We start from the raw sequence: 13,919 nt of genomic DNA on the forward strand, positions 1-13,919 counted from the left end.
TCAAATCAGCAGTCCGGTTTGTCGGCAGTGTAGCGACGGGCCGGGTTTACTGCTGCGCCAAATTCACGCAAGGCCTTGGCGCCGATCAGCAACGGGTAATTGAAGCTGCTGCGGTCGGTCAGGTTGACCTCGACGGTACGCTTGACGTTGCCCAGGCACATTTCCAGGTCGATCACCGGGCGCTTGGCCACAGTGGCTTCGTCCTTGTCATCGTCTTCATCGGCGCGGCTCTTGATCTTGCTGATGCGCGACACCTTGTGCTCGTAGACCTTGTTGGTGGCGTCCTTGCCGCCGAGGCGGAAGCGCACCCAGTCGTCACCGTCACGGGTGAAGGTTTCGATGTCACGGGCCGACAGCGAAGCCGTCAGCGCGCCGGTGTCCATCTTGGCCTTGAAGGTTTCGCCGATCTCCGGCAACTGGATGTATTCATAGCGACCGTAAAGGGTCGGCTCGGCAGCCATGACAGGCAGGGCAGCCAGGGCGAGGGAGGCAAGAAGCAGTTTCACGAAGTGATTTCCTCGGAAAGAAGTAGGCGGATTCTAGACCGCAAAGACAGCACTTAGTTAGTCACACCCACCATAACCGGCACATTGTGAAACATTCGTACGGCCATTTGCGATTTGGCCTCTAGACTCAGCTTGCTTATGATGGCCCGCCCACAAGATTCCAAGAGTTACTTATGCGCCGCCTGCTCACCGGCTGTTTTGTCTCACTGCTGCTGTTGCTCAACACCCTGGTCCTGATCGGACCGCTGATGGTATTTGCCCTGCTCAAACTGGTGGCGCCCGGACGCTATCGGGACTACGCCTCATGGGCGGTGATGTGGATCGCCGAGACCTGGGCCGAGATCGACAAGCTGATTTTTTCCTTGTGCATCCCCACCCAATGGGACATTCGCGGCGGTGATGAGCTGCGCGGCGATACCAGCTACCTGGTGATCAGCAACCACCAATCCTGGGTGGATATCCCGGCGCTGATCCAGGCCCTCAACCGCCGCACACCGTTCTTCAAATTCTTCCTGAAAAAAGAGCTGATCTGGGTGCCCTTCCTGGGGCTGGCCTGGTGGGCGTTGGATTACCCGTTCATGAAGCGCTACACCAAGGCGTTCCTGGCCAGGCACCCGGAGCTGGCGGGGCAGGATTTGAAGATCACCAAGGAGGCCTGCGAGCTGTTCAAGCGCCAGCCAGTGACCGTGGTCAATTACCTCGAAGGCACGCGGTTCGGCGAGGCCAAGCGCAAGCAGCAGGCTTCGCCATTCACTCACCTGCTCAAGCCCAAGGCGGGCGGCGTGGCGTTTGTGCTGGCGGCGCTGGGGGAACAGCTGGACGCCGTGCTCGACGTGACCGTGGTCTATCCGCAGCAAAAGATTCCGGGATTCTGGGATTTGATCAGCGGCGCAGTGCCCAAGGTGATCATCGACATCCAGACCCGTGAGCTGGACCCGGCGTTGTGGCAAGGTGATTACGAAAACGATCCGGCGTTTCGCCAGACCGTCCAGAGCTGGGTCAACCAGCTCTGGACGCAGAAAGACGCACGCATCGAACAACTGCGCGCGGAGCGTATTTAGCTCCCGGTGCCCCAGGCCTGGGCCAGTTTACCCAGCAGCGAGCTATTGGCGCCCTGCCCGCCCAGGTATTGCAGGATCACCGGGGCAAACTGGCCGACCATGCCACTGTCCATACCCAAGGCGCTGAACGCGGTGTTCAGGTCGTTGGTGTTCTTCACGTTACCCAGCAAGCCGTCCAGGCCGCTGGTCTTGCTACCGCCGGTCTGGCCGAGCATCCCGCTCAAGGCCCCGAGGCTGCCCAATGCATTGTTGCCCGACAGTTGGTCGAGGCCCGGCACGCTGTTACCCAGTTGCGAATAGTCGTTGCCGCTCAATTTGTTCTTGGCCAGGCCCAGCATCGCGCCGGTACCGCCTACGGCTTGTTCGGGGGTGATGTTCAGTTGCGAGGTCAGGGCGCTGAGCAGGCCGGCCGTCTCGGACGACGGTGCTGCAGCTGCTGCCTTGTTATTGCCCCCTTGCATGCCGGAGATGGCATTGGCCGCGTCGCCAAGGCTGAATCCCGCGGCAAACACCGGGGTGGCGGCCAGGCTCATCAGGCAGGAAAGGGCGAAACCGCGTGAAATCTTCATTGAAACAACCTCTGGATGTAGGGGTAAACGCAGGCGTTTGACTGGGCATCCGGCACATTGTTCCGAGCGGCCCAGGAACCCAATGGCCAGATCAGAGTCCATGAAACAACGTCAAAACTTTCCAGGAAACAGCCCTATGAGCGCGACCCGCCCCCAAGTGATTGAATCCAAGCCCCCTTTTTGGAGCCGCCCCCGGATGTTTATCGGTGTGTGCATTGCCATAGTCGCCGGTCTCGGCGGCGCGTTCTACACCCAGGACAACGTCAAGTCCGCCGCCACGCTGGTGACCACCACCCAACAGCCGGCCGCGCAAATCATGGCGCACAAGGATTACCTGAAAGTGCAACCCATCGCCATCACCGCACCCGCGTCGGATCAGAGCCTGGAACTGTGGGCGATTCCCGACGACGGCAAGCCCGTGTCACTTGGACTGATACCAGAGGATGGCGAGGGCATCATCGGCTTGAACCCGAGGCAGCAGGCCTCGATCAGCAAGCCGGTGGAATTGATGGTGAGTGCGGAGAGCAAAGGCGGCTCGGTGAGCAAGCAACCGACGGGCCCGACCGTCTATCAGGGGGCTTTGGCCAACCGCTGATGTTCCAAACACCACAACCCACTGTGGGAGGGGGCTTGCTCCCGATGGCGTTGAGTCAGCCAGTAAATAGGTAACTGACTGAACGCTATCGGGAGCAAGCCCCCTCCCACATTTGGGTTTTCGTATGCCTGGGATTTACGCCGCACTGAACAACTTATGCGGATCAATCACAAACTTCTTCGGCACGCCCGCATCGAACTCGCCGTACCCACGTGGCGCGTCATCCAGGCTGATCACCTGCACGCCGACGATCTCGGCGATGTTGATGCGGTCCCACATGATCGCCTGCATCAGTTGGCGGTTGTACTTCATCACTGGCGTTTGCCCGGTGTGGAAGCTGTGGGATTTGGCCCAGCCCAGGCCGAAACGAATGCTCAGGCTGCCCATTTTCGCGGCGGCATCCACAGCACCTGGATCTTCGGTGACGTACAGGCCGGGGATACCGATCTTGCCCGCCACGCGCACCACGCCCATCAGTGAGTTGAGCACCGTGGCCGGGGCTTCGGCCTTGACGCCGTCGTGCCCGTGGCCGCGGGCTTCAAAGCCTACGCAGTCGACGGCACAGTCCACTTCCGGCTCGCCGAGCAGCGCGGCGATTTGCTCGTGCAGGGGGGTGTCGGTGGACAGGTCGGCAATTTCGAAACCCTGGGCCTTGGCGTGGGCCAGGCGGATCGGATTGACGTCGCCGATGATCACCACCGCCGCACCCAGCAGACGTGCAGACGCAGCAGCCGCCAGGCCGACCGGGCCGGCACCGGCGATGTAGACGGTGCTGCCAGGGCCTACGCCAGCGGTAACGGCACCGTGGTAGCCGGTCGGGAGAATGTCGGAGAGGCAGGTCAGGTCACGGATTTTCTCCATGGCCTTGTCACGGTCCGGCAGTTTCAGCAGGTTGAAGTCGGCGTACGGCACCAGCACGTACTCGGCCTGGCCGCCGGTCCAGTCGCCCATGTCGACATAGCCGTAGGCACCACCGGCACGGGCCGGGTTGACGGTGAGGCACACGCCGGTGTGTTGCTCTTTGCAAGAGCGGCAGCGCCCGCAGGCGACGTTGAAGGGGACGGAAACCAGGTCGCCGATCTTCAGGTTTTCGACGTCGCTGCCCTTCTCGATCACTTCACCGGTGATCTCGTGACCGAGCACCAGACCGGTCTGGGCAGTAGTGCGGCCGCGCACCATGTGTTGGTCGGAGCCGCAGATGTTGGTGGAGACCACGCGCAGGATGACGCCGTGCTCAATCTTCCTGCCACGGGGGTCCTGCATTTTGGGATAGTCGATTTTCTGTACTTCGACCTTGCCGTTGCCGAGATACACGACACCACGATTACCAGACATGCTTTCACCTCGCTGTTGTTTTTATGGAACTGCGTTGCCCTTTTGGGTGGGCAGCGCGTTTAAGTGCTCGGGTACAGATGCTGTTTCTTGTGTTGTTTGTGAGGGCCTCATCGGGGGCAAGTCGAATCGTCGCACCGCCCCTCCCACACTTGATTGGGTTCACACAGTCAAAATGTGGGAGGGGGCTTGCTCCCGATGGCGGCAGTCAGAGCACCACAGTCCTATTGGCATTCAAGAACACCCGTCGCTCAATGTGATACCCCACCGCCCGAGCCAGTGTCAGCCCTTCGATGTCCCGCCCCTTGGCAATCAGATCCTCGGGGTAGTGACTGTGATCCACCACTTCCACACCCTGGGCGATGATCGGGCCTTCGTCCAGGTCGTTGTTGATGTAATGCGCCGTGGCGCCGACCAATTTCACGCCCTTGTTGTAGGCCTGGTGATACGGCTTGGCGCCCTTGAACCCCGGCAGCAACGAGTGGTGGATATTGATGGCCTTGCCGTCCAGCTTGCGGCACAGCTCCGGCGACAGCACTTGCATGTAGCGCGCAAGGATCACCAGTTCGGCGCCGGTCTCTTCAATCACTTGCCACACCTGACGCTCCTGGGACGGTTTGTCGTTAGGGTCGAGGGGGAAATGGTAGTAGGGAATTTGATGCCAGTCGGCCAAAGGTTTGAGATCGGGATGGTTGGACACCACCGCGACCACGTCCATCGACAGCTGACCGATACGCTGACGGTACAGCAGGTCGTTGAGGCAGTGATCGGCCTTGGAGACCATGATCACCACTTTTGGCCGGTAGTTCGGCGCCGTCAGCTCGAAGATCATGCCAAAGGCTTCACCCCGCGTGGCCAGGCCATCGCGGAAAGCCTGCTCGTCGAAGCCATCCGGCTGGCGAAATTCCACGCGAATAAAAAACCGACCCGAGAGGCGGTCATCGAACGAATGGTGCTCGGTGACGTAGCAGCCCTGCTCGAACAGGTAGCGGGTAACCGCGTCCACCGTGCCGAGCACGCTGGGGCAGTCGGCGGTCAAAATCCATGTATCGGGTGCGCGGCTCATGGGTCATTCCTCAGGCTTGAACGCTCAGGCCAAATTCGGCCGAGGCGTCCTGCAACCACAACCACCAGTAATCCGAAAAGCTGCGACGAATCAGCAGTTCCCAGGTGTCTTCAGCGGTGTGGCGAATCACCAGCTGCGACTTGGCGAACACCGTGCCCACCGCCTTGCCCACCGGGAAGTTGTTGGGGTGCACGTCATAGCTGGTGGATTTCATCAGCACATCGCGCACGTTCGGGCCGCTGAGTTCGAGGATCTGCTGGCCGCCGCTGACGTTGACGACCTGGATATGCAGGTCACCCAGGGCGGCGCGCAGGTTTTGTTCGGCGGCGAATTCCTCACCGCTTGGCACGATCAGCAACCACTCATCCGGGCCGAGCCATTGCAGGCTGGTTTCGCCTTTGACGATGACCTGCAGGGCGCCGGGCAGTTCGATGCCCAGGGCCTTGTGCACGCCGGCGGCGAAGGCGGCGTCATGGCCGTCGCCACGGATCGTGAGATGACCAAGCAATTTCTTTTCGCGCACGGTCACACCGGCGTTCTTGCGGCCCTTGCCGACCAGGCTGGCGAGGTCGGCATGGTGCAGCGACGACTCGGCCTTGGCGCCGGAGGTGGGGCGTTGTTGGTAAACATTGGCTGCTGTCATGGAGCACCTTTCCTGAATTCTGTTGTGAGGCTGATGGCCTCATCGGGGGCAAGCCCCCTCCCACATTTGAAAGTATTCACATATCAAAATGTGGGAGGGGGCTTGCTCCCGATGGCCGCGCCGCGGTCTATCAGATGTTCTGCCGATCACCCTTAGGATCAAAGAACACCGAAGACACAATCTCCGCTTCGATCACGCTGCCATCCGCCTGGGGCGAGAACACCCGCTCACCGATGCGCTTCAAGCCGCCCTTGACCACGCCCATGGCAAACGAATAACCCAGGGAGTTATGCGCGTAGCTGGAGGTGACGTGACCGACCATCTTCATCGGAATAGTCTGCTTCGGATCGAACACCAGTTGCGCGCCTTCCGGCAGCCACACGTTCGGATCGATCGGCTTCAGGCCCACCAGTTGCTTGCGCTCTTCACGCACACAGTCTTCCCGGTTCATGCCGCGCCAGCCGATCCACGAGAACGGTTTGGTACGACCGACACACCAGCCCATGTTCAGGTCGTCCGGGGTCATCGAGCCGTCAGTGTCCTGGCCGACGATGATGAAGCCCTTCTCGGCCCGCAGTACGTGCATGGTCTCGGTGCCGTAAGGGGTCAGGTTGTACTTCTTGCCGGCCGCGACGATCTGTTCAAGCACGCCCATGGCGTAGTCGGCCTGCACGTTGACTTCGTACGACAACTCACCGGTAAACGAGATACGGAACACCCGCGCCGGAACACCGCCCACCAGGCCTTCTTTCCAGGTCATGAACGGGAAGCCGTCCTTGTCCAGGTCGATGTCGGTGACTTCCGCCAGCAGCTTGCGGCTGTTGGGGCCGGACAGGGTCATGGTCGCCCAATGGTCGGTGACCGAGGTGAAGTACACCTTGAGGTCCGGCCATTCGGTCTGTTGGTAAATTTCCAGCCACTGCAATACGCGGGCGGCGCCGCCGGTGGTGGTGGTCATCAGGAAGTGGTTGTCGGCGAGGCAGGCGGTGACGCCGTCGTCGAAGACCATACCGTCTTCCTTGCACATCAGGCCGTAACGCGCCTTGCCCACGTCGAGCTTGGTCCAGGCGTTGGTGTAAATGCGGTTGAGGAACTCACGCGCATCCGGGCCTTGAATGTCGATCTTGCCGAGGGTCGACGCATCCAGCAGGCCGACGCTGTCGCGCACGGCCAGGCATTCGCGTTTCACCGCGGCATGCAGGTCTTCACCGTTGCGCGGGAAGTACCACGGGCGTTTCCACTGACCGACGTCTTCGAACTCGGCGCCGTTTTTCACGTGCCAGGCTTGCAACGCGGTGTAGCGCACCGGCTCGAAGATGTGCCCACAGTGTCGGCCCGCCACCGCGCCGAAGGTCACCGGCGTGTAGTTGGGACGGAACATGGTGGTGCCCATCTGCGGGATGGTCACGTTCAGCGAGCGCGCGGCAATCGCCAGGCCGTTGACGTTACCGAGCTTGCCCTGGTCGGTGCCGAAGCCCAACGCGGTGTAGCGCTTGACGTGTTCCACCGACTCGAAACCTTCGCGGGTGGCGAGTTCGATGGCGGCGGCGGTGACGTCGTTTTGCAGGTCGACAAATTGCTTCGGCGCCCGTGCGGTAGCTTTCTCGTGAGGCACTTGGAACAGCGCCAGGGTTGGCTCTTCCAGCCGGCTCAAGGCTTTTGGCAGCGTACCTTCCACCGGGGCAAAACCAGCCTCGCTGGCGGCGCGCACGCCGCCTTCAAAACCATCCGCCAGGGAATCGCCAAGGCCGTAGACGCCGTTGATGCCACCGACGCACACACGTTTCTGAGGGGCTTCGCCCGGTACAAAACCGAGGATGTCTTCACGCCAGGTCGGCTTGCCGCCCAGGTGCGAGGCCAAGTGGACCACCGGGCTATAGCCGCCGGAGCTGGCCACCAGGTCGCAGTCCAGCCATTCGCCGGGGCTGGTGACTTTATGCGCCTTGACGTCGATCGCGGCGATACGCGCAGCGGTCACGCGCTTGGTGCCACGGGCCTCGATCACAGCGCTGCCGGTGAGGATCCGAATACCTTTGGCGCGGGCCTCTTCAACCAATGCACCGCGTGGGTTGTGGCGCACATCGGCCACCGCCACGACTTGCAGGCCGGCATCGAGCCAATCCAGCGCCACGCGGTAAGCGTGGTCGTTGTTGGTCGACAGCACCAGTTTCTTGCCCGGTGCCACACCGTAGCGGCGCACGTAGGTGGACACCGCACCCGCCAGCATATTGCCCGGCACATCGTTGTTGCCGTACACCAGCGGACGCTCGCAAGCACCGGTCGCCAGGACCACACGCTGGGCACGCACGCGGTGGATACGCTGGCGCACCACGCCAATCGGCGCACGGTCACCCAGGTGATCGGTGAGGCGCTCGTGAATGGTCAGGAAGTTATGGTCGTGGTAGCCGTTGACGGTGGCGCGGGGCAGCAGCACCACGTCCGGCAGGGTTTTCAATTCGGCGATGACACTCGCGACCCATTCGGTGGCCGGTTTGCCGTCGAGGCTTTCGCGGGAATCAAGCAAGGATCCGCCAAACTCTTCCTGCTCATCGGCGATGATCACGCGGGCACCGCTGCGTGCGGCAGCCAGTGCCGCAGCGAGGCCGGCAGGGCCTGCGCCGACCACCAGGACGTCGCAGTGGCGGTTGAAGTTGTCGTAGGTGTCCGGGTCGTTCTCGGTCGGCGAGCGACCCAGGCCTGCGGCCTTGCGGATGTACTTCTCGTAGGTCATCCAGAACGATTGCGGGTACATGAAGGTTTTGTAGTAGAACCCCGGCGGCATCAGCTTGCCGCCGACCTTGCCGAGGATGCCCATCATGTCGTTGTTGACGCTCGGCCAGCCGTTGGTGCTGGTGGCGACCAAACCTTGGTACAGCGCCTGTTGCGTGGCACGCACGTTAGGGATCTGCGTGGCTTCGGTAGCGCCGATCTGCAGCACGGCGTTCGGCTCTTCGGCGCCGGCAGCGAAGATGCCGCGTGGGCGCGAGTACTTGAAGCTGCGGCCAATGATGTCGACGCCGTTGGCAAGCAGGGCTGCGGCCAGGGTGTCGCCTTCAAAGCCTTTGTAGCTCTGACCGTTGAAGCTGAAGGTCAGGACTTTATTACGGTCGATGCGGCCACCGTTGGATAGGCGATTGATCTGGCTCATACCTTCTCTCCAGAGGCCTTGGCGGTGAACTGAGGCTTCTCACCGATCTTGTAGGTTTCAAGAATTTCGTAGGTCACGGTGTCGCGGGTCGCGTTGAAATACTGGCGGCAACCGGCGGCGTGAATCCACAGTTCGTGGTGCAGGCCGCGCGGGTTATCGCGGAAGAACATGTAGTCGCCCCACTCTTCATCGGTGCAGGCATTCGGGTCCAGCGGGCGCGGGATGTGCGCTTGGCCGGACGCGTGGAATTCCTCTTCGGAGCGCAGTTCGCCACAGTGAGGACAGAAGATATGCAACATAGGGAATTTCTCCTGTTAGTGGGCGACGGCCGCAGCGCCGTGTTCGTCGATCAACGCACCGTTGTGGAAACGGTCGATTGAGAAAGGTGCCGCCAACGGGTGCATTTCACCCTTGGCCAGGCTGGCAGCAAACACGTTGCCTGAGCCTGGGGTGGCCTTGAAGCCACCGGTACCCCAACCGCAGTTGAAGAACATGTTCGGCACCGGGGTCTTGGAGATGATCGGGCAGGCGTCCGGCGTGGTGTCGACGATGCCGCCCCACTGACGGTTCATGCGCACCCGCGACAGCACCGGGAACATCTCGACGATGGCCTGGATGGTGTGTTCGATCACCGGGTACGAACCACGCTGGCCGTAGCCGTTGTAGCCGTCGATACCGGCGCCGATCACCAGGTCGCCTTTATCGGACTGGCTGATGTAGCCGTGCACGGCGTTGGACATGATCACGCTGTCGATAATCGGCTTGATCGGCTCCGACACCAACGCTTGCAGCGGGTGGGATTCGATCGGCAGGCGGAAACCGGCGAGCGAAGCCATGTGACCGGAGTTACCGGCGGTGACCACACCGACGCGCTTGGCGCCGATAAAGCCCTTGTTGGTTTCCACACCGATGCACACGCCGTTTTCCTTGCGGAAACCGATCACTTCGGTCTGCTGGATCAAGTCCACGCCGAGTGCGTCGGCCGCACGGGCAAAGCCCCAGGCCACGGCATCGTGACGGGCCACGCCGCCGCGCCGTTGCACGGTGGCGCCGAGTACTGGGTAGCGGGTGTTTTTCGAGCAATCCAGGTACGGAATCTCGTCGGCCACTTGCTTGGCATTCAACAACTCGCCATCCACGCCGTTAAGGCGGTTGGCGCTGACACGACGCTCGGAATCACGGATGTCCTGCAGGGTGTGGCACAGGTTGTAGACGCCACGCTGGGAGAACATCACGTTGTAGTTCAGGTCCTGGGACAGGCCTTCCCACAGTTTCATCGCGTGTTCGTACAGGTGCGCCGACTCGTCCCACAGGTAGTTGGAACGTACGATGGTGGTGTTGCGCGCGGTGTTACCGCCGCCCAGCCAGCCTTTCTCGACCACGGCCACGTTGGTGATGCCGTGCTCTTTGGCCAGGTAGTAAGCCGTCGCCAGACCATGCCCGCCGCCGCCGACGATGACCACGTCGTAGACCTTCTTAGGGGTCGGCGTGCGCCACATCTTCTGCCAGTTTTCGTGGTGGCTGAGGGAGTGCTTGAAGAGGCCGAAGCCCGAGTAGCGTTGCATAGTCATTACTCCAAAACCGCGCTCAGCGATAAACCGGGAAATCAGCGCACAGGGCAGACACGTGCTTGGCCACGTTGGCCTCGACGTCGGCGTCGCCGAGGTTGTCGAGGATGTCGCAGATCCAACCGGCCAACTCGATGCACTGCGGCACTTTGAAACCGCGCGTGGTCACCGCCGGGGTGCCGATGCGCAGGCCCGAGGTCACGAACGGCGACTGCGGGTCATTCGGCACGGCGTTCTTGTTGACGGTGATGTGGGCGCGACCGAGGGCGGCATCCGCCTCTTTGCCGGTGAGGCCCTGACGAATCAGGCTGACCAGGAACAGGTGGTTATCGGTGCCGCCGGACACTACATCGTAGCCGCGTTTGATAAACACGCTGGCCATGGCCTGGGCGTTATCGATCACTTGCTGCTGGTAGGCCTTGAAGCCTGGCTCCTGGGCTTCCTTGAAGCACACGGCCTTGCCGGCGATCACATGCATCAGCGGGCCGCCCTGGGCGCCAGGGAATACGGCGGCGTTGAGTTTCTTTTCAATTTCTTCGTTGGCCTTGGCCAGGATCAAACCGCCACGTGGACCGCGCAGGGTCTTGTGGGTGGTGGTGGTGACCACATCGGCGTAAGGCAGCGGGTTCGGGTACAGGCCGGCGGCGACCAGGCCGGCGACGTGGGCCATGTCGACGAACAGCAGCGCACCGACCTTGTCGGCGATCGCGCGAAAGCGTGGGAAATCCAGGGTCTTGGAGTAGGCGGAGAACCCAGCCACGACCATCTTCGGCTTGTGCTCCACGGCCAGGCGCTCGACTTCGTCGTAGTCGATCAGGCCGGTGTCGGTGTTGATGCCGTATTGCACCGCGTTGTACAGCTTGCCCGAGGACGACACCTTGGCACCGTGGGTCAGGTGACCACCGTGAGCCAGGCTCATGCCGAGGATGGTGTCGCCGGCGTTCAACAACGCCAGGTACACCGCGCTGTTGGCGGAGGAGCCGGAGTGCGGTTGCACGTTGGCGTAATCTGCACCGAACAGTTGCTTGGCGCGCTCGATGGCCAGGGCCTCGACCTTGTCCACGTGCTCGCAGCCACCGTAATAGCGCTTGCCCGGGTAGCCTTCGGCGTATTTGTTGGTGAGGCCGCTGCCTTGGGCTTCCATCACGCGCTTGCTGGTGTAGTTCTCCGACGCGATCAGCTCGATATGATCTTCCTGACGCTGCTCCTCGGCATTCATGGCTGCCAGCAGTGCGTCGTCATACCCTTGGATCTGGTCTTGTTTGCTGAACATCGCGTCTCTCCCAGCCTTTCGTATTGTTGAGGCCCATGCAGGGCCCTTTGATGCGATGGTAGGGCTGGCGCAGACAGGCCAAATGCCTACGGACGCCACGCAAAGGTGCGTTTACGACATTGCCGAAACAACACCGAACAAATGTGGGAGCAAGCCCCCTCCCACAGGGGTTAGGCGATGATGTGGCGGAGCAGTAGCAGCAGGAGGAAGTGCATGGGATACAGGGCATACGCCCAGCGGCGCATGGCTGGTGGCCCAGCGCTTTTTGCGTGTCGCAACAAGACCATACCGAGCAATGGCGCAATCAGGCAGGTCGCCAATCCCAACAACGCCACCGGCGTGCCGCTATTGAGCAGGACCTGCCATTGGTTGGCGGCCACGCAGACCAATCCTGGCAACACACTGAAATACCAAGGCCGACGAAACACCAGCAGCATCGCCAGTGGCAGCAATACCCCAAAGAAACCGAACATTAACTGCGACGAAAATACCGCCGCTATCGTGACGGCGATCAACGCCAATCCTCGATCAATAAACGTCTTCTGCTGCCATCCTCGGGCAACCAGCAGCCCCAACGCCAAGGTGGGCAGCACGTTCAACGTATCGGCATCCTCGATAAACAGCCGATACGGCACCTCGCTGATCACGCTGAACAGCAACAGCCAGCCCAGGTAGCGCCACCGGCCGCTCACCGCCAGGTCTCTGGCCCGGTGCAGGTTCGCCGCAATCGCCAGGCAAAACCACGGGAACGCCAGGCGCCCCGGCACATACAGGCCATCCAGGTCCAGACCGACATAACGCAGGTGGTCCAGCACCATGCTCAGCAGCGCCAGCCACTTGAGCAAATCCAAAGCGCCATCACGGACGCGTCCGACAGGCATCGTTTCAGAACCGTGCATAATTCCCCAGTGACTTTGCATTTACAGTGCGTGCGCACGCCCGACAATCTTGGTTAAAGTGCGCACCAACATCGACCACAGGAATGGGCCATGACCGACAAGAGCCAACAATTCGCCAGTGACAACTATTCGGGCATTTGCCCGGAAGCCTGGGCCGCCATGGAACAAGCCAACCAGGGTCATCAACGCGCCTACGGTGATGATGAATGGACCCACCGCGCCGCCGACGGTTTCCGCAACCTGTTCGAAACCGACTGCGAAGTGTTCTTCGCCTTCAACGGTACGGCCGCCAACTCCCTGGCGCTGTCCTCCTTGTGCCAGAGCTACCATAGCGTGATTTGCTCGGAAACCGCCCACGTCGAGACCGACGAATGCGGCGCGCCGGAGTTTTTCTCCAACGGCTCCAAGCTGCTCACCGCGCGCACCGAGAACGGCAAGCTGACCCCGGAATCGATCCGCGAGATCGCCCTCAAGCGCCAGGACATCCACTACCCCAAACCCCGCGTAGTGACCCTGACCCAAGCCACCGAAGTCGGCAGCGTCTACACCCCGGAAGAAATCCGCGCGATCAGCGTCACCTGCAAGGAGCTGGGCCTGAACCTGCACATGGACGGCGCGCGCTTCTCCAACGCTTGCGCGTTCCTCGGCTGCTCGCCGGCCGACCTGACCTGGAAAGCCGGAGTGGACGTATTGTGCTTTGGCGGCACCAAGAACGGCATGGCCGTGGGTGAAGCCATCCTGTTCTTCAACCGCGCGCTGGCCGAAGACTTCGACTACCGCTGCAAACAGGCCGGCCAACTGGCCTCAAAAATGCGTTTCCTGTCCGCCCCTTGGGTGGGACTGCTGGAAAACGACGCCTGGCTCAAACATGCGCGCCACGCCAACCACTGCGCGCAATTGCTCAGCAGTCTGGTGGCGGATATTCCGGGTGTGGAGTTGATGTTCCCGGTACAGGCCAACGGCGTGTTCCTGCAACTCTCGGAACCGGCGATTGCCGCGCTGACCGCCAAGGGCTGGCGCTTCTACACCTTCATCGGCAAAGGTGGCGCGCGGTTCATGTGTGCGTGGGATACCGACGAAGAGCGCGTGCGGGAATTGGCAGCAGATATCCGCGAAGTCATGGGTGACTGACAATGACTCACTGATGTACATAAAAAAATGTGGGAGGGGGCTTGCTCCCGATAGCGGTGGGTCAGCTTGCACATACAGTGGCTGACACTCTGCTATCGGGAGCAAGCCCCCTCCCACATTTGGATTGT

13 protein-coding genes are annotated in these 13,919 nt (G+C 61.5%); 3 read left to right on the plus strand and 10 right to left on the minus strand.

The window, feature by feature from the left end; translation table 11 throughout:
* Positions 1-5 precede the first annotated feature (5 nt).
* Positions 6-506: an ATP-dependent zinc protease gene (locus HDC32_RS18090; protein ID WP_053131000.1), complete on the minus strand. Its 501-nt coding sequence runs from the start codon at positions 504-506 to the stop codon at positions 6-8.
* A gap of 173 nt (positions 507-679) precedes the next feature.
* Here HDC32_RS18090 and HDC32_RS18095 point away from each other — a divergent pair, with 173 nt between their 5' ends.
* Entirely contained in the window at positions 680-1,567 is an 888-nt protein-coding gene (locus tag HDC32_RS18095) for an acyltransferase (RefSeq protein ID WP_167656263.1), read from the plus strand.
* Here the strand turns inward: HDC32_RS18095 and HDC32_RS18100 are convergent.
* Positions 1,564-2,136, minus strand: coding sequence for a DUF2780 domain-containing protein (locus HDC32_RS18100; RefSeq protein ID WP_131699081.1), 573 nt, complete (start codon positions 2,134-2,136; stop codon positions 1,564-1,566). The genes HDC32_RS18095 and HDC32_RS18100 overlap by 4 nt on opposite strands.
* Before the next feature lie 136 nt (positions 2,137-2,272).
* On the opposite strand from HDC32_RS18100, the gene HDC32_RS18105 reads away from it, so the two are divergent.
* The gene (locus HDC32_RS18105) at positions 2,273-2,731 is read left to right on the plus strand and encodes an anti-sigma factor domain-containing protein (RefSeq protein ID WP_131699080.1); all 459 of its coding nucleotides are present in this window, start codon (positions 2,273-2,275) and stop codon (positions 2,729-2,731) included.
* Positions 2,732-2,866: 135 nt separating this feature from the next.
* Here HDC32_RS18105 and fdhA read toward each other — a convergent pair whose 3' ends face one another.
* From fdhA to HDC32_RS18145, 8 genes are all read right to left on the minus strand, one after another.
* Positions 2,867-4,066 (minus strand): formaldehyde dehydrogenase, glutathione-independent, encoded by a 1,200-nt coding sequence (gene fdhA, locus HDC32_RS18110; RefSeq protein WP_003176541.1) that lies wholly within the window; start codon positions 4,064-4,066, stop codon positions 2,867-2,869.
* Between the two features lie 205 nt (positions 4,067-4,271).
* The gene (gene purU, locus HDC32_RS18115) at positions 4,272-5,129 is read right to left on the minus strand and encodes a formyltetrahydrofolate deformylase (protein WP_032883972.1); all 858 of its coding nucleotides are present in this window, start codon (positions 5,127-5,129) and stop codon (positions 4,272-4,274) included.
* Between the two features lie 10 nt (positions 5,130-5,139).
* Entirely contained in the window at positions 5,140-5,772 is a 633-nt protein-coding gene (locus tag HDC32_RS18120) for a sarcosine oxidase subunit gamma (protein ID WP_131699079.1), read from the minus strand.
* A gap of 130 nt (positions 5,773-5,902) precedes the next feature.
* Entirely contained in the window at positions 5,903-8,920 is a 3,018-nt protein-coding gene (locus HDC32_RS18125; RefSeq protein WP_131699078.1) for a sarcosine oxidase subunit alpha, read from the minus strand.
* Positions 8,917-9,219, minus strand: coding sequence for a sarcosine oxidase subunit delta (locus tag HDC32_RS18130; RefSeq protein WP_027605979.1), 303 nt, complete (start codon positions 9,217-9,219; stop codon positions 8,917-8,919). The genes HDC32_RS18125 and HDC32_RS18130 overlap by 4 nt, the downstream gene beginning before the upstream one ends.
* A 15-nt stretch (positions 9,220-9,234) precedes the next feature.
* Complete coding sequence (locus tag HDC32_RS18135) at positions 9,235-10,485, minus strand: sarcosine oxidase subunit beta (protein WP_010207084.1); 1,251 nt, start codon at positions 10,483-10,485, stop codon at positions 9,235-9,237.
* 22 nt (positions 10,486-10,507) lie between these two features.
* Positions 10,508-11,761 (minus strand): serine hydroxymethyltransferase, encoded by a 1,254-nt coding sequence (gene glyA / locus HDC32_RS18140; protein ID WP_090401748.1) that lies wholly within the window; start codon positions 11,759-11,761, stop codon positions 10,508-10,510.
* A gap of 170 nt (positions 11,762-11,931) precedes the next feature.
* Positions 11,932-12,660 (minus strand): TraX family protein, encoded by a 729-nt coding sequence (locus HDC32_RS18145; protein ID WP_184745033.1) that lies wholly within the window; start codon positions 12,658-12,660, stop codon positions 11,932-11,934.
* Positions 12,661-12,750: 90 nt separating this feature from the next.
* On the opposite strand from HDC32_RS18145, the gene HDC32_RS18150 reads away from it, so the two are divergent.
* Positions 12,751-13,791, plus strand: a complete 1,041-nt coding sequence (locus tag HDC32_RS18150; protein ID WP_131699076.1) for a low specificity L-threonine aldolase — start codon at positions 12,751-12,753, stop codon at positions 13,789-13,791.
* The last annotated feature ends 128 nt before the right edge of the window (positions 13,792-13,919 follow it).

The organism is Pseudomonas sp. JAI120, from assembly GCF_014207255.1.
Classification (GTDB): domain Bacteria; phylum Pseudomonadota; class Gammaproteobacteria; order Pseudomonadales; family Pseudomonadaceae; genus Aquipseudomonas.

Bases quoted from the DNA above. Each gene is read 5' to 3' on its own strand.
- fdhA (WP_003176541.1), bottom strand. From the start codon at position 4,066: ATGTCTGGTAATCGTGGTGTCGTGTATCTCGGCAACGGCAAGGTCGAA.
- HDC32_RS18100 (WP_131699081.1), bottom strand. From the start codon at position 2,136: ATGAAGATTTCACGCGGTTTCGCCCTTTCCTGCCTGATGAGCCTGGCC.
- HDC32_RS18105 (WP_131699080.1), top strand. From the start codon at position 2,273: ATGAGCGCGACCCGCCCCCAAGTGATTGAATCCAAGCCCCCTTTTTGG.
- HDC32_RS18145 (WP_184745033.1), bottom strand. From the start codon at position 12,660: ATGCACGGTTCTGAAACGATGCCTGTCGGACGCGTCCGTGATGGCGCT.
- HDC32_RS18130 (WP_027605979.1), bottom strand. From the start codon at position 9,219: ATGTTGCATATCTTCTGTCCTCACTGTGGCGAACTGCGCTCCGAAGAG.
- HDC32_RS18095 (WP_167656263.1), top strand. From the start codon at position 680: ATGCGCCGCCTGCTCACCGGCTGTTTTGTCTCACTGCTGCTGTTGCTC.
- HDC32_RS18150 (WP_131699076.1), top strand. From the start codon at position 12,751: ATGACCGACAAGAGCCAACAATTCGCCAGTGACAACTATTCGGGCATT.
- HDC32_RS18125 (WP_131699078.1), bottom strand. From the start codon at position 8,920: ATGAGCCAGATCAATCGCCTATCCAACGGTGGCCGCATCGACCGTAAT.
- HDC32_RS18120 (WP_131699079.1), bottom strand. From the start codon at position 5,772: ATGACAGCAGCCAATGTTTACCAACAACGCCCCACCTCCGGCGCCAAG.
- glyA (WP_090401748.1), bottom strand. From the start codon at position 11,761: ATGTTCAGCAAACAAGACCAGATCCAAGGGTATGACGACGCACTGCTG.
- HDC32_RS18135 (WP_010207084.1), bottom strand. From the start codon at position 10,485: ATGCAACGCTACTCGGGCTTCGGCCTCTTCAAGCACTCCCTCAGCCAC.
- purU (WP_032883972.1), bottom strand. From the start codon at position 5,129: ATGAGCCGCGCACCCGATACATGGATTTTGACCGCCGACTGCCCCAGC.